General features: G+C 70.0%; 24 protein-coding genes. 9 read left to right on the plus strand and 15 right to left on the minus strand.

Annotated features, from left to right (window positions below):
* Positions 1–43 precede the first annotated feature (43 nt).
* Both MJQ72_RS01720 and MJQ72_RS01725 read right to left on the minus strand, forming a co-directional pair.
* Entirely contained in the window at positions 44–967 is a 924-nt protein-coding gene (locus MJQ72_RS01720; protein ID WP_240601603.1) for a tol-pal system YbgF family protein, read from the minus strand.
* 10 nt (positions 968–977) lie between these two features.
* Positions 978–1,139 (minus strand): hypothetical protein, encoded by a 162-nt coding sequence (locus MJQ72_RS01725; RefSeq protein WP_240597234.1) that lies wholly within the window; start codon positions 1,137–1,139, stop codon positions 978–980.
* 365 nt (positions 1,140–1,504) lie between these two features.
* Between MJQ72_RS01725 and MJQ72_RS01730 the strand changes: the two genes are divergently transcribed.
* Entirely contained in the window at positions 1,505–1,918 is a 414-nt protein-coding gene (locus tag MJQ72_RS01730; RefSeq protein ID WP_038515280.1) for an SsgA family sporulation/cell division regulator, read from the plus strand.
* Between the two features lie 57 nt (positions 1,919–1,975).
* Here the strand turns inward: MJQ72_RS01730 and fgd are convergent, their stop codons facing one another.
* The 5 genes from fgd to MJQ72_RS01755 form a co-directional block, all read right to left on the minus strand.
* Positions 1,976–2,980, minus strand: a complete 1,005-nt coding sequence (gene fgd / locus MJQ72_RS01735) for a glucose-6-phosphate dehydrogenase (coenzyme-F420) (RefSeq protein ID WP_016333459.1) — start codon at positions 2,978–2,980, stop codon at positions 1,976–1,978.
* 330 nt (positions 2,981–3,310) lie between these two features.
* Complete coding sequence (locus MJQ72_RS01740; protein ID WP_240597235.1) at positions 3,311–3,787, minus strand: DIP1984 family protein; 477 nt, start codon at positions 3,785–3,787, stop codon at positions 3,311–3,313.
* A gap of 43 nt (positions 3,788–3,830) precedes the next feature.
* On the minus strand, positions 3,831–4,358 hold the full coding sequence (locus MJQ72_RS01745) for a hypothetical protein (protein WP_240597236.1): 528 nt from the start codon (positions 4,356–4,358) through the stop codon (positions 3,831–3,833).
* A 17-nt stretch (positions 4,359–4,375) separates the two neighbouring features.
* On the minus strand, positions 4,376–4,792 hold the full coding sequence (locus MJQ72_RS01750; protein WP_240597237.1) for a CBS domain-containing protein: 417 nt from the start codon (positions 4,790–4,792) through the stop codon (positions 4,376–4,378).
* Between the two features lie 60 nt (positions 4,793–4,852).
* Complete coding sequence (locus MJQ72_RS01755; protein WP_240597238.1) at positions 4,853–6,046, minus strand: zinc-dependent alcohol dehydrogenase; 1,194 nt, start codon at positions 6,044–6,046, stop codon at positions 4,853–4,855.
* Between the two features lie 89 nt (positions 6,047–6,135).
* Between MJQ72_RS01755 and MJQ72_RS01760 the strand changes: the two genes are divergently transcribed.
* Positions 6,136–6,495, plus strand: coding sequence for a VOC family protein (locus MJQ72_RS01760; protein ID WP_240597239.1), 360 nt, complete (start codon positions 6,136–6,138; stop codon positions 6,493–6,495).
* Between the two features lie 77 nt (positions 6,496–6,572).
* Here MJQ72_RS01760 and MJQ72_RS01765 read toward each other — a convergent pair whose 3' ends face one another.
* Positions 6,573–6,773, minus strand: a complete 201-nt coding sequence (locus tag MJQ72_RS01765; RefSeq protein WP_240597240.1) for a hypothetical protein — start codon at positions 6,771–6,773, stop codon at positions 6,573–6,575.
* Between the two features lie 134 nt (positions 6,774–6,907).
* Here MJQ72_RS01765 and MJQ72_RS01770 point away from each other — a divergent pair, with 134 nt between their 5' ends.
* Positions 6,908–7,414 carry a GNAT family N-acetyltransferase gene (locus MJQ72_RS01770; RefSeq protein ID WP_378371688.1) on the plus strand — a complete coding sequence of 169 codons (507 nt, stop codon included), beginning with the start codon at positions 6,908–6,910 and terminating at the stop codon, positions 7,412–7,414.
* On the opposite strand, the gene MJQ72_RS01775 is transcribed toward MJQ72_RS01770, so the two are convergent.
* The gene (locus MJQ72_RS01775; protein ID WP_240597242.1) at positions 7,339–8,274 is read right to left on the minus strand and encodes a DMT family transporter; all 936 of its coding nucleotides are present in this window, start codon (positions 8,272–8,274) and stop codon (positions 7,339–7,341) included. The genes MJQ72_RS01770 and MJQ72_RS01775 overlap by 76 nt on opposite strands.
* A gap of 388 nt (positions 8,275–8,662) precedes the next feature.
* Here MJQ72_RS01775 and MJQ72_RS01780 point away from each other — a divergent pair, with 388 nt between their 5' ends.
* Entirely contained in the window at positions 8,663–10,945 is a 2,283-nt protein-coding gene (locus MJQ72_RS01780) for a helix-turn-helix domain-containing protein (protein ID WP_240597243.1), read from the plus strand.
* An 89-nt stretch (positions 10,946–11,034) separates the two neighbouring features.
* Here the strand turns inward: MJQ72_RS01780 and MJQ72_RS01785 are convergent, their stop codons facing one another.
* Positions 11,035–12,255, minus strand: coding sequence for a cytochrome P450 (locus tag MJQ72_RS01785; protein ID WP_240597244.1), 1,221 nt, complete (start codon positions 12,253–12,255; stop codon positions 11,035–11,037).
* A 130-nt stretch (positions 12,256–12,385) separates the two neighbouring features.
* On the opposite strand from MJQ72_RS01785, the gene MJQ72_RS01790 reads away from it, so the two are divergent.
* The gene (locus MJQ72_RS01790) at positions 12,386–13,894 is read left to right on the plus strand and encodes a GGDEF domain-containing protein (protein WP_240597245.1); all 1,509 of its coding nucleotides are present in this window, start codon (positions 12,386–12,388) and stop codon (positions 13,892–13,894) included.
* A gap of 121 nt (positions 13,895–14,015) precedes the next feature.
* Here the strand turns inward: MJQ72_RS01790 and MJQ72_RS01795 are convergent, their stop codons facing one another.
* A complete protein-coding gene (locus tag MJQ72_RS01795) occupies positions 14,016–14,963 on the minus strand; it encodes a phosphatase PAP2 family protein (RefSeq protein WP_240597246.1) in 948 nt (315 codons plus the stop codon).
* Between the two features lie 110 nt (positions 14,964–15,073).
* On the opposite strand from MJQ72_RS01795, the gene MJQ72_RS01800 reads away from it, so the two are divergent.
* The 4 genes from MJQ72_RS01800 (at position 15,074) to MJQ72_RS01815 (ending at position 18,522) form a co-directional block, all read left to right on the plus strand.
* Positions 15,074–15,763, plus strand: a complete 690-nt coding sequence (locus tag MJQ72_RS01800) for a response regulator transcription factor (protein ID WP_043848050.1) — start codon at positions 15,074–15,076, stop codon at positions 15,761–15,763.
* The gene (locus MJQ72_RS01805; protein ID WP_240597247.1) at positions 15,760–17,163 is read left to right on the plus strand and encodes a HAMP domain-containing sensor histidine kinase; all 1,404 of its coding nucleotides are present in this window, start codon (positions 15,760–15,762) and stop codon (positions 17,161–17,163) included. The genes MJQ72_RS01800 and MJQ72_RS01805 overlap by 4 nt, the downstream gene beginning before the upstream one ends.
* A complete protein-coding gene (locus tag MJQ72_RS01810) occupies positions 17,160–17,657 on the plus strand; it encodes a hypothetical protein (protein WP_240597248.1) in 498 nt (165 codons plus the stop codon). The genes MJQ72_RS01805 and MJQ72_RS01810 overlap by 4 nt, the downstream gene beginning before the upstream one ends.
* A gap of 196 nt (positions 17,658–17,853) precedes the next feature.
* Positions 17,854–18,522: a hypothetical protein gene (locus MJQ72_RS01815; RefSeq protein ID WP_240597249.1), complete on the plus strand. Its 669-nt coding sequence runs from the start codon at positions 17,854–17,856 to the stop codon at positions 18,520–18,522.
* Here MJQ72_RS01815 and rnhA read toward each other — a convergent pair.
* The 4 genes from rnhA to MJQ72_RS01835 are packed head-to-tail and all read right to left on the minus strand — an operon-like array spanning position 18,519 to position 21,908.
* Positions 18,519–19,001 (minus strand): ribonuclease HI, encoded by a 483-nt coding sequence (rnhA, locus tag MJQ72_RS01820; protein WP_240597250.1) that lies wholly within the window; start codon positions 18,999–19,001, stop codon positions 18,519–18,521. The two genes, MJQ72_RS01815 and rnhA, sit on opposite strands and share 4 nt — an antisense overlap.
* A gap of 22 nt (positions 19,002–19,023) precedes the next feature.
* Positions 19,024–20,214 (minus strand): DNA polymerase IV, encoded by a 1,191-nt coding sequence (gene dinB, locus MJQ72_RS01825; RefSeq protein WP_240597251.1) that lies wholly within the window; start codon positions 20,212–20,214, stop codon positions 19,024–19,026.
* 42 nt (positions 20,215–20,256) lie between these two features.
* Positions 20,257–21,249, minus strand: coding sequence for a MerR family transcriptional regulator (locus MJQ72_RS01830; RefSeq protein ID WP_240597252.1), 993 nt, complete (start codon positions 21,247–21,249; stop codon positions 20,257–20,259).
* A complete protein-coding gene (locus tag MJQ72_RS01835) occupies positions 21,249–21,908 on the minus strand; it encodes a HEAT repeat domain-containing protein (protein ID WP_240597253.1) in 660 nt (219 codons plus the stop codon). The genes MJQ72_RS01830 and MJQ72_RS01835 overlap by 1 nt, the downstream gene beginning before the upstream one ends.
* Positions 21,909–21,944: the final 36 nt, after the last annotated feature.

Genomic DNA, 21,944 nt, shown 5'->3' on the forward strand with positions numbered 1-21,944 from the left:
CGGCGAAATTGATCCGGTCATTCCTCCACCTATTCTCCGGCGCTCAGGCACTGGCTCGAAAGGTTGCGATCCGGTCAAGGATATCTCGCGCATTAATATCGCCGACTCGCTTCCGAACGCTTTCCGACAGGGGTTTCAAACGATCTCGCGTCCGCGCGGAACGGATCCCATCCGCGATCTCCATCGCGGCGAGACCGACCTCCGCGGCCCGGTCCAGATCGCCTTCCAGCGCGTGGTCGACGGCGAGCCAGATCATCGTCAGCGACCGGCTGCGCAGCATGTCCGGGCCGTAGCCGTCGATGGCCCGGGTGAGCGCGGGAATCGCCTCCCGGCAGTGCCGGACGTCGACGAGCCTGGCGAGTTCGGTCCGCACCGTGCCGATCATCGCGGCCAGGTCGTTGGCCGTGAAGAAGGCGGACCACGAGGGGACGGCGTCGCCGACGGAGTTCGCGAATTGTTCCGGGGCAAGGGAAAGCTTGTCCAGCGCTTGGCGGACGTCACCGAGCAGCGCGTACGCCCACGCCTCGTTCGCCGAAAGGATCGCCTGCGACAGCGGCCGCCCCGCGCGGCGCGCCGCGAGCTGGCCTTGTGCGAACTGCTCGAGCGCGTCCGCCGGCGAGCGGTGATGCAGGTACATCCGGCCGAGCCGGTAACGGATATTCGCGACGAGGTCGTCGTCGCCCGCCTCCGCCGCGAGTTCGAGCGCGCACCGGAAGTGCCGCTCGGCCCGCGCGGGGCGGCCGGAATCGAACTCCGTCCAGCCCCTGAGGTTGTGCAGATCGGCGACCACGCCCGCCAGCCGCCGGGCCAGCGGCTCGGGCATCATCCCCCGCCGCAGCGCCGCGCCGTAGGGCTCCAGCACCTGGAGGAGTTCCCGGCAGGAGCCGCCGCCCTCCCGGTAGTCGCGTGCCCGGAGCGCGGCGATGACACCCTCGAGCCGGTCGATGTCGGCCTGCCCGACCCGCATCGGGAGCCGGTCAATCACGGCGACGCCCCTGGACACGGGGCACCGCCGGCGCGGTCACCACACCCGGCGAGACCGGCGCGCAGTTCGGAACCACCCGGCCGCGCGGCCCGTGAACCGTGTTCCGCTGCCCGGCGTCCTGCCTGGGAATGGCGACGGTGATGCGTACGCCCATTACCGCTCCTTTCCCTATCCGCAACGACCATGCTCGCCGGGGTCCAGGACGGAGCCACGCCGATCTCCTGGAATACGTGAACGACGCACAATGATGTTAACCACGAGGAAAAGTGATTCACTCCGCCGAACGGCTGGCTATTCTCATTCACCGGAATATGCACGTGCGGAGTCTCTTTCTTTTGCACGGCTGATCGCATTTACCGGCCGCTCACCGCACGTGCCCGACGAGAACCGTCCGTGAGCACGTGAGACGCAGCTCTCAGCCGAACGTGTGAACCTTGTCAACTCGGGTCACGAAAAGGCTTCACATTGCGTTATCAATAGCTGAAGATCAACAGCAACCGAACGTAAGGGGCTGAAGCGTTGGACAAGGAAAGCGACCTCATCCGGGGGACGATCGTCTTCGGCCTGCGCACTTTCGGTGCGGATCCGCTCCCCGTCCAAGCCGATCTCGAATACGACCCCGAAGACCCCTATGCCGTCGTGGTGGCCTACCACTCGGGCGGCGGGACGGTCCGGTGGATGTTCGGCCGTGATCTCCTCGCGGACGGGCTCCTCACCCCATCGGGTGAGGGCGATGTGATCATCAGCCCGGCCGACGACACCTCGATCGTGATTTTCGCGCTCAGCGCGCCCGACGGCTGCGCGGTACTCGAAGCCCCGGCGCAGGAGCTGGCCGAATTCCTCGACCGTACCTACGACGTCGTCCCCGCCGGGTCCGAGCCGGAATGGTTCGACTTCGACCAGGAGATCGGCAAACTCGTCACCGAGTCCTGACCACCGGTCTCGACCCGGTGGCGGCACCGCTCGCGCGGTGCCGCCCGCAACCTCGGGTCAGGCGAGTTCGCGCAGCCCCGGGACGACCTGCTCGGAGAACGACCGCAGGAACCGCTCCTGGTCGTGGCCGGGACCGTGGAAGACGAGGTGGTTGAAGCCCGCCTCGACGTACGGCTTGATCTGCTCGACGGCGTCGGCCGGGTCGGAGGTCACGATCCAGCGGCGGGCGACCTGTTCGATCGGCAGCGCGTCCGCGGCCTTCTCCATTTCGGCCGGGTCCTCGATACCCGCCTTCTGCTCCGGCGTCAGTGAGAGCGGAGCCCAGAACCGGGTGTTCTCCAGCGCCTGCGCCGGATCCGGGTCGTAGGACAGTTTGATCTCGATCATCTTGTCGATGTCGCCGGTGCTGCGGCCCGCCTGCTCCGCGCCTTCCGCGACCGCGGGCAGCAGCTTCTCGGTGTAGAGCTCCATCCCCTTGCCGCTCGTGCAGATGAAACCGTCACCCTGCTTGCCGACGTACTTCGCCATCACCGGGCCGCCCGCCGCGATGTAGATCGGCACCCCGCCCTCGGGCCGGTCGTACACGGTGGCGTCGGTGGTCTGGAAGTACTCGCCCTCGAACGTGACGCGCTCCTCGGACCACAGTTTGCGCATCAGGTCGATCGCCTCGCGCAGCCGCGCGAACCGCTCCTTGAACGCGGGCCACTCGATACGGGCGACCGCGACCTCGTTGAGGGCCTCACCGCTGCCGACGCCGAGCAGGACGCGGCCCGGGTACAGGCTGCCGAGCGTGCCGAACGCCTGCGCGACCACGGCCGGGTTGTAGCGGAAGGTCGCGGTCAGCACGCTGGTGCCGAGGACCACCCGTTCGGTGCGCTCGCCGACCGCCGCCATCCACGCGAAGGAGAACGGCGCGTGCCCGCCCTGGTGCCGCCAGGGCTGGAAATGGTCGCTGACCATCACGCTGTCCAGCCCCACCTGCTCGGCGAGCACGGAGTACTCGACGAGGTCGCGCGGGCCGAACTGCTCGGCCGACGCCTTGTAACCGATCTTCAGTGCCATCCGGGGTCACCACCTGGGCTCTTGGGTTGTTCCGCTCTTCACCTTGGCACAGAGTCGATCAGCCGCGCCCATGCCTCGGCGGGGTGAAGATGTCGGGAACACCACTGCGCGCACGGGAATGCGCGTGGAAAGGCCCCGTACCCGCCCTCGCCCTCCGGGACCGGCACGTGGTGATGAACTGTGCCGTTTGCGCCGTCACCTGTGTGCCGTGCTGGGCGGGTGATCGGGGAGTCGAACCCCACGCTGCCCGCGACGTACCAGGAGGCGGACCGGAATACCGCCGGTCCTCGGCTTGTGCCCGCTTCCCGGAGGGCTACCTTCTTTCCACGTTCAGTCCAGGAGGTCGGTCTCCCAGTTGGTGCGCTGGATCTCGACGTCGACCACCCGGATCTCCCCGGCGACGCGGTCCGCGCGGGACCGCAGTTCCGCGACCGGCAGCGCGGAGAGGTAGCGCAGTTCCGAACGGAGCTGGCGGCCGTAACCGCCCTGGTTGCGCCCCGCGGCGGCGTCGGCGGCCGCGGTCAGGACACCGTGCCTGAGCCGGAGGACGTCCCGGCGCGCGATCGCGTCGGTGATCGTGCCCTCCCCGAGCGAGGTCGCGGCGTTGGTCCGGTTGATCCGCCGGATCAGCGATTCCAGTTCGTCCAGCGCGGTTTCGGCTTCGACGAGCAGGGCGGAGGCGTCTTCCGACGGTTCCTCGCCCTCCTGGTGCCGCGCGTTGTCGACGATGCGGGAGCGCAGTGCCTCCACCTTCTTGGTCGCGTCGGCGCGCAGAGCGAGCGCTTCGGCCAGCTTGATCCGGGACATGCCGGGAAGTATCGCCAAGATCCACGGCGGCCGCACCCGGTTTTCAGCCCGCCGGTGAATGTCTGCGGTAGGACGAATCGGGCTCGGTGTACTCGATGCCGTTCTCGTCGAGCGCGTTGAAGACGGTGAACCGGCCGTGCGGGAAGACGAAGCCGAGCGCGACCATGCCGTTCGCCATGTCCCGTGTCGCGCACTCGAGCAGCTCGACGTCTTGGAGCACCTGACCCTCCAAAGCGGACAGTTCCGGGAAGACGTCCTGCCGCCACCGGAGCGGGCTGGGCTCGGCCGGGTCACCCCAGTCCCATGAGGACTTCCCGTACGGATCGATCGTGTTCCAGGTCAGGGAAAGCTCGTCGAACTTCCAGTGCGTGATCTCCAGCCGCTCTTCGCCGAAGTCGGCCACGACAGGCGCGTCCGAGAGCCACTCGGCGTACTCGGTGAACCAGGTCAGGTGGACAGCCCGCAACCGCTTGCCCACCAGGGAACGCAAGCGATCCCCGTGCGCCCTCCGGATCGCCTGGAGCCCGGAGAGCCACACGGGTTCGTAACCCTCGATGTCGAAGAACGCCACCGAGCGAGTATGCCGGGTCAGTCGTAGGACAGGGCTTCCACCAGTTCACCGCTGTCCGGGTTGGGCAGGGCCCTGGCCACGTCGGCCTGCGCCACGATGCCGACGAGCTTGTGCCCGTCGATCACCGGCAGGCGCCGGACCTTGTGGTTCGCCATGGTGCGCATGATCTCCTCGGCGTCGTCGTCCGCGCCGATCGTCACCGCCTCGCCCTGAGCCAGCTCCGAAGCGTGCAGCGCCCTCGGGTCCTTGCCTTCGGCCAGCACCTTCACCACGATGTCGCGATCGGTCAGCATGCCCTTGAGCTTGCCGTCCTCGCCGCAGATCGGTACCGCGCCCACGGACTCGGCGGCCATCTTCTTCGCCGCGTCGAGCACGGTTTCGGAGGCGGACACACAGGTCGCGCCCGCGGTCATGATGTCTCGTGCCGTGGTCATCCCATCGCTCCTTCCGTCAGGGTCCATCCACCGGATACCCGGCTTCGGCGGGCCGACACCTCAGGCCGCCGACGGCTCCAGAAGGATCTTGACGGCACCGTCCTGCTTCTTCTGGAAGATCTCGTAGGCGTGGGGCGCGTCCTTCAGCGGCATCTTGTGCGTCGCGAATCCCTCGACGCCGAGCGGATCGGCGGAGTCGGTGATCAGCGGCATGATGTCGTCGATCCAGCGCCGGACGTTGGCCTGCCCCATCCGCAGGGTGAGCTGCTTGTCGAACAGGTCCATCATCGGCAGCGGGTCGACCATGCCGCCGTAGACGCCGCTCAGCGAGATCGTGCCGCCGCGACGGACGCAGTCGATGGCCGCGTACAGCACGCTGAGCCGGTCGATCGCGGCCTTCTCGGTGATCTTCGCGCCGATCGGGTCGGGCAGCAGGGCGACCAGGTTCTGCGCCATTCGCCCGATCGGGGCACCGTGTGCCTCCATCCCGACGGCGTCGATCACCGAGTCCGCTCCCCGGCCGCCGGTGGTCTCGCGGATGAGGTCGCCGAGGTACTTGTGTTCACGCGTGTCGAAGGTGATGGCTCCGGCCGCGGCCGCCTTCGCGAGGCGTTCCGGCACCAGGTCGATGCCGATCACCTTGCCGGCGCCGCGGTGTTTCGCGATCCGGCAGCAGAACTGCCCGATCGGACCCAGCCCGAAGACCACGACCGTGCCGCCTTCCGGGATGTCCGCGTAGTCGACGGCCTGCCAAGCCGTGGGCACGACGTCGGAGAGGTACACGAACCGCTCGTCCGGCGGGCCGTCCGGCACCTTGATCGGGCCGTAGTGAGCCTGCGGGACGCGCAGGTATTCGGCCTGGCCGCCCGGGACCTGCCCGTAGAGCTTGGTGTAGCCGAGCAGCGCCGCGCCCTTGCCTCGTTCGGTGACCTGGGTGGTCTCGCATTGCGATTGCAGGCCGCGGTCGCACATGAAGCAGTGGCCGCAGGAGATGTTGAAGGGGACGACGACGCGATCGCCGGGTTTCAGGTTCCTCACGCCGGAACCGACCTCTTCGACGATGCCCATGGGCTCGTGCCCGAGGATGTCGCCCTCGTCGATGAAGGCGCCGAGGACCTCGTAAAGGTGCAGGTCGGACCCGCAGATACCGGTCGAGGTGATCCGCACGACCGCGTCGGTCGGTTCGACCAGTTTCGGATCCGGGACGGTGTCGACCCGGACATCGCGTTTGCCGTGCCAGGTGACGGCCTTCATGGTGCTCCCTTCGGCGAGTGGCTCTGCTCCCCGCCGGATGCCCGTCCGCGTATCCGGCAAACCTCGCCGTTCCGTGCCACCGTGGATGCATGCGCACCCGGATGCTCGCCGTCGCCGTCGACTGCCGTGAGGCCGAAGCACTGGCCGCGTTCTGGAAGGAAGCACTCGGCTACCCCGAGACCGAGCGGTGGACCGACGGTCATGGCGTGACCTATGTCGAGCTGAAGAGCCCCGGCGTGCCGAGCCTGCTCTTCCAGCCGGTGCCCGAGGGGAAGTCGGGCAAGAACCGGCTGCACCTCGACCTCGCGCCCACCGAACTCGAGCAGCGCGAAGAGGTCGCCCGGCTCGTGTCACTCGGCGCCAGGATCGTCGAAGACCCCGAGTCGGACGACTGGGTCGTCATGGCCGATCCGGAAGAGAACGAGTTCTGCGTGCTGCCGCGGCGTTGAACCTCCTGAGCCGTTTGGGGCTCGTGAGTGGCAAGGACGGTTCTAACCGTCCTCAACACTCACGAGCCCGAATGGCCTCAGGCGGCCTCGTCCTCGGTCCGCACCGCCTTTTCGGAATGCAGCCCCAGCATCTCCAGCAGCATCCGGCAGTCCGTCGCGTCGCGGGCGTTCGCGACCACCGCTTCGGTCGCCTTGCGCAACACCGCCGCCCGCACGGTCGTCGCCCCACCGTCGACCAGTTCCCGCACCGGACGCAATTCCTCGATCGGGTTCCCCATGACCCACCTCCGTCGTCCCTTTCGTTGATACCGGATTCCGGCTGGGAAAGCCCCCGTGTTCTTGCGGTCCGGCGGCGCCTCCGCCGGTTTCTCCCTAGACTGAAGCCATTCGGACGAGCGGACGGAGCGGGGAACTGACCACCGAGTTGCGCGGGGAGATCGTGACACTGACCCCGGTCACCGAGGCCCACGTCCCGGACCTGCGGCGGATCCGCGGCACGGCCGAGGTCGGGGCGCGCTGGGGTTCGGTCGACGACTCCCCCACCTGGCCGTTCGACGACCCCACGACCGCCTGTTTCACGGTACTGGAAGGGAACGTCGTCCGAGGCTTCGTCCAGTACGGCGAGGAGGAGGACCCGATGTACCGGCACGCGTCGGTCGACCTCTTCCTCGACCCGGCCGCGCACGGCCGGGGGCTGGGCACGGACACCGTCCGCACGATGGCGCGGCATCTCCTGCACGATCGCGGGCACCATCGGCTGGTGATCGATCCCGCCGTGGACAACGACGCCGCCATCCGCTGCTACAAGGCCGTCGGCTTCCGCGAGGTCGGTGTGATGCGCGGCTACGAACGCGACACCGACGGCGAGGGCTGGCACGACGGGTTGCTGATGGACTTGCTCGCCGAAGACCTCACGTAGCGCGTCAGCGCGACTCCGAGCAGCACCACCGCCATCCCGGCGAGCACCCGCGGGCCGAGGTCCTCGCCGAGCACGATCGCGCCCAGCGCGACCGAGACGACCGGCAGCAGGTACCCGACCGTCGCCGCGGAGGTCGCGCCTTCGTCGGCGATGAGGCGGTAGTTGAGGTAGAAGGTGACGCCGGTGCCGAAGATCCCGAGGACCACGACGGCGAGCACCGCGGTCACGTTCAGCGGCCCGGCCGGTGCGGCGTCGAAGGGCAGCGCGAGCGCGCTGAGCCCGGTGGCGGTCAGCAGCTGGGCGGCGGAGATCGCGACCGGACCGCCTTCGCCGACGAGTTTCCTTCCCATGTAAGCGAAAGCGACCGCGTAACTGATTCCGGCGCCGAGCAGGGCCAGCGTCCCCCAGCCCAGCAGGCCGCTCTTCTGCCAGGGCGCGAAGATCAGCAGGATGCCGGCGAAACCGAGGACGAGCCCGCCAACGCGGACCACCGTGAGCCGTCGTTCGGTGCCGATCCCGATCCCGATCAGCAACGACCACAGCGGCGTCGTCGCGTTCATCACCCCCGCGACGCCGGAATCCACGGTCAGTTCACCGATACTGAACAACGCGAACGGCAAGGCGTTGCAGAAGAACGCGGCGACGAGGAGCCTGCCCCAGATCCGGCGGCCGCGCGGGAGGCGTTGCCCGGCCCATCGGCTCAGCACGAGAAGGACGGCCGCGCCGAGGGCGCAGCGGATGACGGTCACCTGAACGGGCGGCAGCCCGGTCAGCGCGAGCTTGATCCACAGGAACCCCGATCCCCACGCCCACGCGAGAACGCCCATCCGGGCCAGGGTTCCCGGCGCGCCGATGTTCACTTGGTTCCTTTCGCCGGGCCGCTCGATACCTCTCCAAGCTGCCTCGGGCGACTCGTCAGGACAAGTGAAAAGATCTACACCGACGTTAAGCGGTCCTACATGTTCCGAAAGGTCCCGGTCGTGGCCGCCGGAACGGGCGGCCACGACCGGTTTCCGAGGAGATCAGCACTCGCCCGGTGTTCGCAAGGCGGAACAGGGCCTGCTCACATTTCGCGGTCGCGCATGATCCACCTCCCTTTCGACCGGCGCACCGGTGGGGAACGGGCGCGTTCTCGCACAGTTTGGGGGCAGAGTTCGCGTCCGCGCACACCCGGTGGCCATGTTGTGACCCAGGTAATGGGAAGGTTGTGGCACGATCTGCCGCGAAGCGGGGAGAAAGGTGCTTCTGGTGACCGAGAATTCCGGTTCGGCCAGATCCGGGGAGACCGGGAAAGCACGCGCGGAACCGAGGCCGGTTTCGACGGCCGCGTCGACGTTCGGCCGCGCCTTGCGGCAACGGCGGCAGGCCTGCGGGCTGGCGTTGCGCGAGCTTCAGAAACTCGCCTATGTCGACAAAAGTCTCATCAGCCGGGTCGAACGCGGGCTCACCCCGCCGAGCGCGGAATTCGCCGAAGCCTGCGATCGCGCGCTGGGCGCGGGCGGGACACTGATCGTGCTCGCCGAGGCCGCCCGCGCGGAACCGTATGTGCATCTTCCCCCGCCGCCTGATCATTTCGTCGGCCGCGAAGAACATTTGGCGTTGCTGGACGAAAAGGTCTTCACCGAAAAGGCGAAAGTGGTCTTCGTCGCCGGGCCGCCCGGGGTCGGGAAGACCGCGCTCGTGCTGAATTGGGCGAACCGGCGCCAAGAAGAGTTCGATTGCGTCCTCTGGTCGGATCTGCGCGGCTACGCGGCGGGCTCGCCCGCGCAACCCGCCGACATCCTCGACGACCTCCTTCGCTGTGTCGGCGTCCGCCCCGACCGGGTCCCCGCCGAGGAGCACATGCGGCTCGCGCTCCTGCGCGGCCTGTTGCGCGGCCAGCGCACCCTCGTCGTACTGGACAACGCCCTCGACTCGCCCCAGGTGCGGCCGGTGCTGCCCGGCACGCCGGACACCACCGTGCTGATCACCAGCAGGCGGCGGCTTTCCGGGCTGGTCGTCGGCGGCGGCGCGGTCGGGGTTTCCTTGGAGCCGCTGCGAGAGCTCGAAGCGACGCAGCTCATGGCCGACCTCATCGGCGACGACCGCGCGGCGGGCGATCCCGAAGGCGTCGGCAGGCTCGTCCGGCTGTGCGCGGCACTGCCGCTCGCGGTGAACATCGCCGCCGAACGGGTCGCCACCCACCCCCATCAGAGCGTCGGCGACCTCGCGCGCGAACTCGTCGCCGAGGGGCGGCGGCTGGAACTGCTCGCCGTCGAGGACGACACCGTCGGGGTCAAGGCCGCCTTCAGCTGGTCGTATCGCGCGCTGGAGGCCGACACCGCCCGGATGTTCCGGCTGCTCGGTCTCCATCCCGGCCCGCGGTTCACGGCGGGTGCGGCTTCCGCGCTCGCGGGGCTGCCCGAGCACGACGCGCGAAAGCTGCTGGACCGGCTCGTGCAGGCGCATCTCGTCCAGCAGGTCGGCGCGCGGTACTACCGGTTCCACGATCTGCTCCGCGTCTACGCCGCCGAAGAGGCCAACGCCGGGCAGTGGCGGGACGAGCGGCAGGCGGCGGTCTCCCGGCTGGCCCACTGGTACCTGTACGCGGCCAACGCGGCGAGCTGGACGCTGACCCCGGCCCGCGACCACCACATCGATCTGGGCCCCGCGCCCGACGGTGTCGAGCCGCTCCGGTTCGCCACGTTCGACGAGGCCTACATCTGGTGCGCGTCGGAGATGCCGAGCATCACCGGCGTCGCCCGGCTGGCGCTGGACCACGGGCTGTACGAGGTCGGCTGGCGGCTGCCGGTGGAGCTGTTCGACTACCACCTGCTCGGCAGGCCGTGGCAGACGTGGATCTCCAGCCACGAGGTGGCGATCGAGTCCGCGAAGGCGGGCGATGACCTCGGCGGGCTGGCGTGGTCGGCGATCAACCTCGCCGAGGCGCACCGGCGGCGCGGCGACCTCGATCGCGCGCGCGATCTGTTCGGCCAGGCCGTCGAGATCTCCGAGGAGATCGGCGAGAATCCGAGCCTCGGCTGGGCGCTGGTCGGGCTCGGCAACATCGCGCACGAACGCGAGGACTACGCCGAAGCCGTCCGGCTCGCCGAGCAGAGCGTGGAGGTGAACGCGCGGATCGGGTACCGGCTCGGCGAAGCGACCGCGCGGGTCCATCTCGGCCGCGCCTACCGCGACCTCGGGGAGCGGGACCTGGCCCTCGATCACGGCCTGCGCGCCTTCGACGCCTACGCGAAGGACGCCGACCAGCACGGAATGGGTTTCGCGCTGGTGCCGCTCGCCAGGACCTGCCGCCGGTTCGGCGATCTGGACCAGGCGCTCGGGTACTGCGAGCAGGCGCTGACCGCCTACCGCAACTGCGGCGACGTCTGGGGTCAGGCCGACGCGCTCGACGAACGCGGCTGCGCGCTGGCCGACCAGGGGCACAAAGACGAGGCGATGGCCGCGTGGCGCGACGCGCTCCAGCTCGTCATGGATCTCGACGACCGGAAGGCGAACGTGCTGCGGGGCCGTCTCGAAGGCGCGGTCTAGAGCGAGCTGAAGGGGACTTTCCCCGCATGCGACGCGGTGAAGGACGCTTTCACCGCATGAGATGAGGTGAAGGACGCTTTCAGCCCACGCTAGAGCTTCACCGGCAGGTTGTGCAGGCCGCGCGTGATCGCGCTCGGCCACCACACGAGCCGGTCCTCCGGCACGGTCAGCGTCATCGACGGCGCGCGGCCGAACAACGTCTCCAGTGCCGCGGACGCCTGCATCCGCGCGAGCGCGGCGCCGATGCAGATATGCGGTCCGACGCCGAAGGCCACGTGCCGCACCGGCCGCTCGCCCGGCCGGAAGGCGAGCGGTTCGGGATGGACCGCCGGATCGCGATTGGCCGCCAGCAACGACAACAGGATCGGATCGCCCGGTTCCATCCGCTGCCCGGCGAGTTCCATCGGTTCGGTGACGAACCGCCAGCTGGTGTTCTGCAGCGGGGTGTCGCGGCGCAGGACCTCTTCGATGACGAGCGTCAGATGCGCACCGTCGGCGCGGGCGCGGGCCGCCTCCTCCGGATGCGTGATGAGGGTCAGCGCGGTGGACGCGATGAGGCTGATCGTCGTCTCGTGCCCGGCGATCAGCGACAGGAACGCCGTCGCGGCGACCTCGTCGTCGGTCAGTTTCCCGGCCGACTCCTGGGTGAGCAGATCGCTGATCAGGTCCGCCCCCGGTTCGGCGCGTTTGCGGGCGACGACGTCGGCGAGCAGCGCGTCGAGGTCGTCGGTCGCCTTGAGCATCGCCGCCATGTCCGTGACGTCGCCGGCGGCGACCACCAGCGCGGGCGGGCGGACCTCGTCGAGCAGGCTTTCCGGGATGCCGATCAGCTCGCAGATCGACCGGATTCCCAGCGGGTACGCGAAATCCTCGACGAGGTCGCCTTCGCCGCGGTCCAGGATCGGGTCGAGCAGCTCGTTCGCGAGCCGGTGCGTGCGGTCGCGCATATGCTGCAGCCGCCGCGGGCCGAAGGCACCGGCGCAGGCCTTGCGCAGCCGCGCGTGTTCCTCGCCTTCGAAGTTGTTCATATGCCCGATGAGCGTCGGCCGGTGGTCGGCGGGCAGCCCGAGATTGGCCTTGCGCCAGTGCTCCGCGGCGACGGACGGGCATTTGGACAACCGGGGGTCGGCCATCGCGGAAACGACGTCCGCGTGCCGGGTCAGCAACCAGGTCCACGTGTCGCCGGGCAGCGGGAGCCGGAACGCCGGGGCGTTGCTCCGAAGCCATTCGTAGGCGGGCGAGGGATCCCTGTCGAAGTCCGGGCCGAACATCACGGGAACCTCGGCGGCGTCGTATGCGGCGTCAGGCATACGAGCCACCATGCCAGCCCGCGGCGGAATCGCGTCCGGCGAACGTGGGTATCGGCCTGTCTCACGCGATCGTCAACGCGGTCCCCCTGTCACCCCCTTGTGGTGACCCAGCAAGATCGAAGCGGGTGCGGTGCGTAACGGGTTGGAGGTGACCCTCGTCAGCGAGTTCGGCAAGCACGACCGTGACGCGGTCTCGGCGCGGCCGCGCGGTTCGCTCCGGGGTTTCGCCGACACCCTCGGCCTCGCCTCCGCCCGCGTCTGGCGGCTGCGTGGCCGCGCCTGGAACACCCTGCGGCATCCGGCGGGGTGGGAACTGTGGCGCCTGCCGCCCGCGGCGATCGTCTGGATGCTCGGCACCGAGATCGCGGTCGCGTTCTGGGCGCTCTACAGCGGTTTCACGACCTCCGCCACGACAACGGATCTCGTCCGCTTCGGCGTGATCGCGGGCTGCACGATCTGGTATCTGGTCCAGACGCAGCATCCGGAGGAGCAACGCCGGGCCGACGACCGCCGCGGCGAGCACATCGACCAGACCGCCGTCTGGCTCGGCGGGGCGGCCGTGCTGCTGCCGCCCGCGTTGTCGCTCGCGCTGCTGCTGATGGTGCGCGTGCAGCGCTACTCCATCGCGCACAAGGCGATGACGACCTTCCTCTTCACCACCGCCGCGCACGCCGCCTCCATCCTCGGCGTGCACACGATCACCCGGCTGACGTCACTGCGCACCTGGCTCGAATCGGGCACGCTCCCCCAGCGTCCCGGCGACATCGCGGTGGCCGCCGTCGCGCTGGTGGGCGCCGCGCTCTGGTACTTCGCGTCCCAGACACTGCTGATCAGCATCGCGCGTGGCCTGGCGTGGGGCGGCTGGCGGCGGCAGAAGCTGATCGGCAGCTGGGCCGACAACGCGGACTTCGTCTACGCGCTGCAGCTCGCCGCGTGCACGACGATCCTCGGCGCGGTCAACATCGCGCTGGTGCCGCTGGTGATGATCGGGATCGCGCTGCGCTCGACCCGGCTCTCGCAGGCGCTGGCGGACACGATCGCGCGCAGCCAGCGCGACCGGAAGACCGGGCTGCTGACCGAAGACTCCTTCCACGCCCCGGCCGCGCTCCGGCTGCTCGAAGACCAGACCGGGCGGCGGCCGACGGCGTTCTTGATGCTGGACCTCGACCACTTCAAGCAGTGGAACGACAAGTACGGGCACTCCGGCGGCGACATCGTGCTCGGCTGTGTCAGCGCCGTGCTGCGGCAGAACACCCGCTCCACGGACGTCGTCGGGCGGTGGGGCGGCGAGGAGTTCTCGGTGCTGCTGCCGGACACCACGCGCGAGGAGGCGATGCGGATCGCCGAACGGATCCGGGTGGCCGTCGCGAAGACCGCGATCACCGGCCTGACCGAACTCGCCAGCGGGCACGCCACCAACGAACCCCGTGCGGTGGGGCCGATCCACGGATGCACCGTGTCGATCGGCGTCGGGCTGTCGCCCGAACACTCGACGGACTACGGCGAGCTCTTCCGCGCCGCGGACGCGGCCATGTACCAGGCGAAACGGAGCGGGCGGAACCGGGTGGTCGTGGCACCCTCGGCGGTTCCGCCTTCGCCGCGGGTCCCGACGTCGCCGTTGAGCCGGGCCCGGGATTGACGCATTCGGTCCGCTGAATGCGCTCGGCGGGACTCGACCGGCGTTGTGAAAGCACCGATGTCACGTACGGGACCCGAACGGTCCCATACGTGACATTCCGGAGCGCCTCCGAAGACCCGCGTCAGCGGCGGGTCACGAGGCGGGTCTCGAGCAGATCGTCGACCACCCTGGTCTCCACGCCGGTCCGCCGTTCGAACGCGGATCCGCGCAGCGGCCACAGCGCGACCAGCACGACCCCCACCGCGGACAGGGCGGCCAGCACCAGCGCGGCGACGAACTGGGCGGCGCCGTCGGTGGCCGTGCTCAGCACCGCGAATCCGATCAGGACGATCCCGGTCGGCAGCACGGTGGCCAGCGCGACCAGGTAGGCGGGCGTGCGGCGCAGGTCGCGGCGCCGGGTGGTCAGCCAGGCGGCGAGCAGGCAGGCGAACGACGCCCCGAGCAGGCAGGCGCCCGCCGTGTCACTGAGCCGGTGCCAGCCGAGCGCGATGGTCGACGACGCGACCCAGGCGACGGCGACGCCGCCGATCCCGATGATCGCCGGACGGAACCGTTGGGGCAGAACGAAAGCGAGCGCCATCAGGATGGCCATGGCGGCACTGACGTGACCGCTGGGGAAGCTGTTGTGTCCCGGCCCGCGGCCGCCGTCGGGCAGTTCGGGACGGACGAGCACGTAGAGCTTGAGCAGCTGCGCGGCGACGAGCGGGAGCACGAGGACGCTCAGCGCGGGGATCAGGAGGCCGGGTTTGCGCCGCAGCAGCGCCAGGACGACGAGCCCGATCCCGGCGGCGCCGATCACGAGCACCATGTCCTGGTCGCGCAGCGGCCCCGCCCAGTCCATTGTGGACCACCGGCCGGACTGCGCGCTCCGGACGACACCGTTCTCCGCGAGCTGCCCGGCCGACGTGTGCACGAACAGCACGTAGGTCACGACGAACGCGACGGCCAGTCCCAGTCCGGTGGCGAGCTGGAACACGGCCCTGGACAGGGTGCGCCTGGTCTCGGCGTGCCGTCCCGGCAGCGGACGGCGGGCGGGGGTCGGCTTCGCTTCGTGGATGAGGAGGGCCATGGGTCCCACTGTCCCCACGCCGTTTAGCCGTGAGGTCCGGACAATGTCATGGTTCTGCTACAAGATCGAGCCGAGTCGCACACGCGCGGAGAGATCCGAATAATGGCGGCGTGGCAAGTGTCCTTGTGATCGAAGACGACGCGTCCGTGCGGGAGGGGCTGGAACTCGCGCTGCGACGGCAGGCGCACACCGTGTACACCGCCGAGAGCGGTGAGCTGGGGCTGGAGAAACTGCGGGTGTTCCAGCCCGACATCGTCGTGCTGGACCTGATGCTCCCCGGCATCGACGGCTTCGAGACCTGCCGCCGCATCCGCTCGGCGGGTGAGGTGCCGATCATCATGCTCACCGCCCGCAGCGACGACTTCGACATCGTGGCCGGGCTGGAGGCGGGCGCCGACGACTACGTCACCAAGCCGATCGAGCCGCGCGTGCTCGACGCCCGGATCCGGGCGGTGCTGCGGCGCGCGGTGAGCGAGAAGCCCGCGAGCGACGACGCCGCCGGGGAACGGCACGGCGGCCTGGTCATCGACCGGGCCGGGCTGGTGGTCACGAAGAACGGCGAGCCGGTCTCGCTCACCCCCACCGAGCTGAAACTGCTGCTGGAGCTGTCGCGCACGCCGGGCCAGGTCTACAGCCGCCAGCAGATCCTCTCCGCCGTCTGGGATCACGACTACCTCGGCGACTCCCGGCTGGTCGACGCCTGTGTCCAGCGGCTGCGGGCGAAGATCGAAGACGTGCCCGCGAAACCCGAACACGTCCAGACCGTCCGCGGCTTCGGGTACCGGTTCGGCCGTTCATGAGGCTGCTCTCCGGGCTGCGGCCCCGGCTCATCCTGGCCTTCGCGGCGATGACGATCATCGGGGCGGCGGCCGCGGCGGGGGCCAGCTACGTCTCGGCCCGGACCGAGATCCTCGAGGCGGTCCAGGACGCGGCGATGAACCAGCTGAAGGACCGGGTCAGCGCCTACGGCCGCCCGCTGTCCACGCCGCCGACCCAGGATCAGCTCAACGACTTCGCCGGCAGCCTGCGCTTGAACGCCGTCGCGGTCTACCGCGATATGCGATCGGTCAACGGGCCGGACCTGACCACCTTCTCCCCCGAGCTACGGCAGACCGTCGCGAGCGACGGCCGTATCCAGTTCCAGCGCGTGGACCGCGGCACCATCCCGGAACTGCTGGTCGGGCTGCCGGTGCTGGCCCGGCAACCCGACGGGACGATGAGGAACAGCGGCGTCGAGGTGTACTCGCTCACGTCACTAGTGCAGCAGCAACAGGCCATCGACGAACTCGCGAAATCCGCCTGGCAGACGGCCGCGCTCGTCCTTCCGCTGGCCGTCGCGCTCGCCCTGCTGGCGGCGAGACAGGTGCTCAGGCCGGTCCGGGCGCTCAACACCGCCGCCGCACAGCTCGGCGAGGGCAGGCTCGACGTCCGGCTGCCTGCCAAGGGCTCCGACGAGCTGGCCGAACTGGTCACGACCTTCAACAACACCGCCGCCGAACTGGAGCGCACGGTCGGGGAGCTGAGAGCCATGGAGGCCGACGCCCGCCGGTTCGTGGCCGACGTCTCGCACGAGCTCCGCACCCCGCTCGCCGCGATGAACGCGGTCACCGACGTCCTCGACGAAGACGCCGAGACACTGCCGCCCGACACCGCCGTCGCGGCGCGGCTGGTCTCCGGCGAGACCCGGCGGCTGACCCGGCTGGTGCAGGACCTGGTCGAGATCTCCCGGTTCGACGCCGGCCGCGCCGAACTCGTCCTCGACGAATGGGATCTCGCGACGGCGATCCGGGACAGTCTCGACGCGAGGGGCTGGCGCGACGGCGAAGGCTTGGTCACCGACCTGCCGGAGGGCGTCCTAGCCCGGGTCGACCGGCGGCGGCTCGACCTGATCGTGGCCAACCTCGTCGGCAACGCGTTCCGGCACGGCGCGGCCCCGGTCGAAGTGCGGCTGCGCGACGACGGCGGCGAAGTCACCCTGACGGTCGAAGATCACGGACCCGGGATCGATCCCGCGGTCCTGCCGCACGTGTTCGACCGGTTCACCAAGGCCGACACCGCCCGTGCCCGGTCGGAAGGCAGCGGGCTGGGCCTGGCGATCGCGCTGGAGAACGCCCGCCTGCACGGCGGCGACATCACGGCGGCCGACAGCGGGCACGGTGCCCGGTTCGTGCTGCGCCTGCCCGCAGGAGGGACGCGATGAGGAAGACCCGCGTACTGCTCGCCCTCGCGGCCGCCGCGCTGACGGCGGCCTGCGGCGTCCAGCCGACCGGCGTCGTCCCGGCCGGGCCGGGGCCGTCGATCCGCGCCACCGCGGGGCAGAGCTTCCTCGGCGGCCTGACGCTGTACTTCGTCTCCGACGGCCGGGTGATCCCGGTGACCCGGCCCAGCGAAGGCTTCATCTCCCCCGAAGGCGCGATCACACTGCTGCTGAAGGGACCGACGGAACGGGAAGCCGCGCAAGGGCTCACCACGTTCGTCCCGCCGGAGGTGGGGCGGGTCGAGGTGTACTCGGGCGACCCGGCGTCCATGGTGGTGCCGTTCCCGGTCCGGAAGTTGTCCAACCAGGCCATCAACCAGCTGGTCTGCACGGCGATCGCGGCCTCGATGGCGAGCGACCGGACTCCGCGGCCCCAAGGGGTCAACGTGACCTCGCCGGACGGGCCGATGTACTTCCAATCCTGCAAAGCGGACTGAATTCGTCACTCACAGTGCTCACATAAAAGCACTTCTCGTATCTGTACGGACGTGAGCCTCTTTTGGTTCAACGATCAAGGTAACTGTGGGCGAACACACTCGGGCGTGACATTGCCGTGTCCTTTTCGTAATGTTGCCCGGAGCTCGCGGCCCCCGACGCGAGTTCCCGTCCCCGAAGTGGTGAGTGATCAGAGAAATGGCCGGCAGACATCGCAAGAACAAGGCTCCGCAGTGGAAGCTCCCCGCGGGTATCGCGGCAGCGGTCGCCACGGCGCTCCCGGCGTCGATGTGGCTGACCTCCGCGGGTTCCCCCGACGTCGAAGCGGCCAGCGCCGCGCTCGCGCTGAAGGCTCCCCCGGTCTCCAGCGTGACTCCCCCGCCGTCGACCAGCAGCACCCCGCCCTCCAGCACGAGTACCCCGCCCCCGTCGACCTCCTCGGCTCCCCCGAAGCCGACGACGTCGACCAAGGCCCCCGCCCCGGTCAAGAAGACCGTGCCCGCCGCGACGGCGTGCTCGACCAGCCTCGCCGGCACCAAGCCGCACGTGGCCCAGGTCGGTAACCACGTCAAGGCGAAGTTCGGCGTGACGAACGTCGGCGGTGTCGCCGGCCGGGCGAACGCCAGCGACCACCCCTCCGGCCTCGCGCTGGACTTCATGGTGGACACCGCCACCGGCAACGCCATCGCCGAGTACCTCATGGCCAACCAGAAGGACTTCGGCATCACCTACGTCATCTGGCGCCAGCGCTACAACGACGGCAGCGGCTGGGACACCATGGAGGACCGCGGCGGCGCGACCGCCAACCACATGGACCACGTCCACGTCTCCTTCGCCAAGAGCGCGAAGGTGAACGTCAGCTGCTAACCGTGCCGGGCGGACCGCTCGCCGGGCTGGATCACGGGTCGCCCCACGACCTCTTCCAAGCCTTTGACGGCGAGCCGGTCCGCTCGCTCGTTCTCCGGATGCCCGGCGTGGCCCTTGACCCAATGCCACTCGACGTCGTGCCGTGACGCGGCTTCGTCGAGACGGCGCCACAGGTCGGCGTTCTTGACCGGGGTCTTGGCCGAGGTCATCCAGCCGTTGTTCTTCCAGTTCCGCACCCAGCTGGTGATGCCGTTCCGGACGTAGGTGCTGTCGGTGTAGATGTCGACCGTGACCCGGCGCTTCAGGCTTTCCAGCGCCTCGATCGGCGCGGTCAGTTCCATCCGGTTGTTCGTGGTCGGCCCGGGGTCCCCGCCGTAGATCTCCTTCTCGACGGTGCCGTACCGCAGCACCGCGCCCCAGCCGCCGGGACCGGGATTCCCGCTGCACGCGCCATCGGTGTAGATCTCGACTTCCGCCACCGGGACACCCTAGCGACGGGGTTCAGTCCGGCAAGAGCGGCACCCACGGCTCCTCGACCTGTCCCAGATGCACCGCGCGCGTGATGGACTTCGAGCCGAACCGGTCCCGGACGGTGTCGAGCGTCGAGTCGAGCGCGTCCCTCGGCTTCGCCCCGAACGGCAGGGCCAGCTGGATCGCGTCGTCCTTCGACAGGTTCGTGAGCGCGAGCCCGATCAGGGTGAGGCCGCGTTCGTCGATCAGCGGTCTCGCCGTCGCGAGCAGGTCACGCGCGGCCGCGACGATCGCGCCGGTCTGCTCGGTCGCCTCCATGAGGGTGTGCGAACGCGTCGCCTTCGTGAAATCGGCGAACCGCATCCGCAGCACGACGGTGCGGCACACCCGGTGCGCGGCACGCAGGCGGCGGGCGAGCCGATCGGCCAGGGTCAGCAGCGTCGCGTCGAGTTCGGCAGGCGAACGCGGCCTGCTGCCGTGCGCGCGCTGCGCCCCGATCGACCGGCGGCGACGGCCCGTCTGCACCCGGCGGGGATCGTCGTTGTGGGACAAGGCGTGCAGATGCGCGCCGACGCCGCGGCCGAGCATCCGGACGAGCTCCTTCTCCCCGAACCCCTCCATCTGCCCGACCGTCGTCACCCCGCGCTCGCGGAGCTTCCGCGCCGTCACCTTGCCCACCCCCCACAGCCGCTCGACCGGGAGCGGATGCAGGAACTCCAGCTCCTTGTCGTGCGGCACGACAAGGAGGCCGTCGGGTTTCGCGACCCCGCTGGCCACCTTCGCGAGGAACTTCGTCCTGGCGACGCCGACCGTGATCGGCAGGCCGACCTGCTCCAGGACGTCCTTCCGCAGCTTCGCGGCGATCCGGCTCGGCGTGCCCGCGATCTTCAGCAGCCCGCCGACGTCGAGGAAGGCCTCGTCGATCGAAATGCCTTCCACGAGCGGCGTCGTGTTGCCGAAGACCTCGAAGACCGCCTTGCTCGCCGCCGAATACGCGCGCATCCGGGGCGGGACCACGATCGCGTCCGGGCACAGCCGCCGCGCCTGGCCGCCGCCCATCGCCGTGCGCACGCCGAACGCCTTCGCCTCGTAGCTGGCCGCCAGCACGACACCGCCGCCGACGATCACCGGGCGCCCGCGGAGCCTCGGGTCGTCACGTTGCTCGACCGACGCGTAGAACGAGTCCAGGTCGGCGTGCAGGATGGGACCCTCGGTCGTCATAGAACATATGTTCGCATCAAATGGCGCAGTGGCCAAGCGGTCTCACCCGAGCGTTCCCGCCAGGGCCGAAGCGAGGAGGGCGACGGTGCGATCGTCGTCTTCGGCCAGGTCGCGCAGCACGTCCAGCGCGAGCGCGGGCGGCATCTCGACGAGGGCCTGGGTGAGGCGGATCCGCGCCGCGGGTTCCGCGGTGGCGAGCTCGCCGGTCAACGCGCTCATGATCCGGCCAGCGGTGCCGTCGTCACGTGCCAAGGCGCCGAGGACCTCGGCCGCCTCGACGTCGGTCGTGCCCTCGACCACCATGCGGACGAGCTCCGGCACGGCCGTGTCCTCACCACGCGCCCCCAGGGCGAGCGCGGCGCGGGCACGGACCGCCGGGTCCGCGTCGCCGAGTGCCTCCGCCAGCGCCGCGGTCGCCTCGGCACCGGGCATCCCGGCGATCGCGAGGATCGCGCGCCGCCGGACGTCGACGTCCTCCGAACGCGCGCCGGACGCCAGGCTCGCCACGCCGTCACCGCCCGCCCTCGCGAGAGCCCAGCGCAGCGCTCCGGCGACGTTCGGATCGGCTTCGGCGAGCACCGCACCGGCCAGCAGCTCGGTGGGGACCGGGGCGTCCTCGGCCGGGGAAAGAACGGCCTGCTGCCGTCGCGCGGCGTGGGGCGAGTTGAGCCCGTGCAGGAGCTCGACGATGCGCAAGACCCCTTCCCAGCCCGTGGGTGCCGAACCGTCGACCGCGCGGAGCCGGTCGAGCAGCTCCTGCTCCCGGTTCAGGCGCTCCTCGGTCCGCTTGATGAGGTCGCGGACGAGATCGGACGGCTCGAAGGCCGGATCCTCCAGGGCGCGTCCGATCTCGCGCAGCGACAAGCCGAGGGACCGCAGGCTCTCCACGTGGAAGATCCGGCGGATGTCCTCGTCGGAGTACTCGCGGTAGCCGCCGAAGGTGCGGCCGGTCGGCCGCACCAGCCCGAGGGAGTCGTAATGCCGGAGCATCCGGCTGCTCACCCCCGAGCGGCGCGCCACCTCACCGATCAGCATCAGGCCCCCTCCGGTCCCAGCGCGACGATCCGTTTCGACTCGTCGAAACCGGCGTCCGGGTCGCGCAGGAGCCGCTCCGTGGCGTGGGCGTGCGCCCGCACCTCCAGGTCGGCACTCGCCGAGCCCGCCCGCAAGACGGGCTCGATCACGGTCCCGAGCGCGACGAGCGCCCTGCTGAGGCTCAGCCGGACCGTCCGGTCGCCCCGGCCGAACTGGTCGGCCAGGTCACGGGCCAGCCGAGGCCGCTCCCCGTCGGGGACGAGGACGACGGCGGCACGCCACGCGCTCCGGGCGACCTCGTCGTCGGCGTCGTGCAGCAGCGACCTCGTGATCGCGGGCCACGCGGCGCGGTCCCCGATCTTGGACAGCGTGTGCAACGCCTGGCTCCGGGCCTGGGCGACCTCCGAACCGAGCTCGGCCAGCAGCACCGGCACCGTGTCCGCCGCGGGCAGCCGGGTCAACGCCCAGGTCAGCATGTCCCGGACGTAGAAGTCCGGCTCGATCGCGCACCGCGCCACGAGCGGGCCGACGAACCGGACGTCCGGATGCGTCCCGGCCGCCAGCGCCGCCTGGAGCCGTGTCGACGAGCTGTCGGAGCCCAGCGCGTCGAGCACGCGCAGGTCCGGTGAAGTCCTCTGTGTCGTGTTGATGGGGATCACCTCCTGCGCTCCAGTGAAGACCTTGTCACGATGTCA

This window comes from Amycolatopsis sp. EV170708-02-1 (assembly GCF_022479115.1).
GTDB lineage: Bacteria > Actinomycetota > Actinomycetes > Mycobacteriales > Pseudonocardiaceae > Amycolatopsis.

What these genes read in the sequence shown, in the direction of transcription:
- MJQ72_RS01760 (WP_240597239.1), top strand. Translation starts at nt 6,136, where the DNA reads ATGCGCACCCGGATGCTCGCCGTCGCCGTCGACTGCCGTGAGGCCGAA.
- dinB (WP_240597251.1), bottom strand. Translation starts at nt 20,214, where the DNA reads ATGACGACCGAGGGTCCCATCCTGCACGCCGACCTGGACTCGTTCTAC.
- MJQ72_RS01805 (WP_240597247.1), top strand. Translation starts at nt 15,760, where the DNA reads ATGAGGCTGCTCTCCGGGCTGCGGCCCCGGCTCATCCTGGCCTTCGCG.
- MJQ72_RS01755 (WP_240597238.1), bottom strand. Translation starts at nt 6,046, where the DNA reads ATGAAGGCCGTCACCTGGCACGGCAAACGCGATGTCCGGGTCGACACC.
- MJQ72_RS01740 (WP_240597235.1), bottom strand. Translation starts at nt 3,787, where the DNA reads ATGTCCCGGATCAAGCTGGCCGAAGCGCTCGCTCTGCGCGCCGACGCG.
- MJQ72_RS01750 (WP_240597237.1), bottom strand. Translation starts at nt 4,792, where the DNA reads ATGACCACGGCACGAGACATCATGACCGCGGGCGCGACCTGTGTGTCC.
- MJQ72_RS01725 (WP_240597234.1), bottom strand. Translation starts at nt 1,139, where the DNA reads ATGGGCGTACGCATCACCGTCGCCATTCCCAGGCAGGACGCCGGGCAG.
- MJQ72_RS01765 (WP_240597240.1), bottom strand. Translation starts at nt 6,773, where the DNA reads ATGGGGAACCCGATCGAGGAATTGCGTCCGGTGCGGGAACTGGTCGAC.
- MJQ72_RS01815 (WP_240597249.1), top strand. Translation starts at nt 17,854, where the DNA reads ATGGCCGGCAGACATCGCAAGAACAAGGCTCCGCAGTGGAAGCTCCCC.
- MJQ72_RS01830 (WP_240597252.1), bottom strand. Translation starts at nt 21,249, where the DNA reads ATGCTGATCGGTGAGGTGGCGCGCCGCTCGGGGGTGAGCAGCCGGATG.
- MJQ72_RS01785 (WP_240597244.1), bottom strand. Translation starts at nt 12,255, where the DNA reads ATGCCTGACGCCGCATACGACGCCGCCGAGGTTCCCGTGATGTTCGGC.
- MJQ72_RS01810 (WP_240597248.1), top strand. Translation starts at nt 17,160, where the DNA reads ATGAGGAAGACCCGCGTACTGCTCGCCCTCGCGGCCGCCGCGCTGACG.
- MJQ72_RS01720 (WP_240601603.1), bottom strand. Translation starts at nt 967, where the DNA reads ATGCGGGTCGGGCAGGCCGACATCGACCGGCTCGAGGGTGTCATCGCC.
- MJQ72_RS01795 (WP_240597246.1), bottom strand. Translation starts at nt 14,963, where the DNA reads ATGGCCCTCCTCATCCACGAAGCGAAGCCGACCCCCGCCCGCCGTCCG.
- fgd (WP_016333459.1), bottom strand. Translation starts at nt 2,980, where the DNA reads ATGGCACTGAAGATCGGTTACAAGGCGTCGGCCGAGCAGTTCGGCCCG.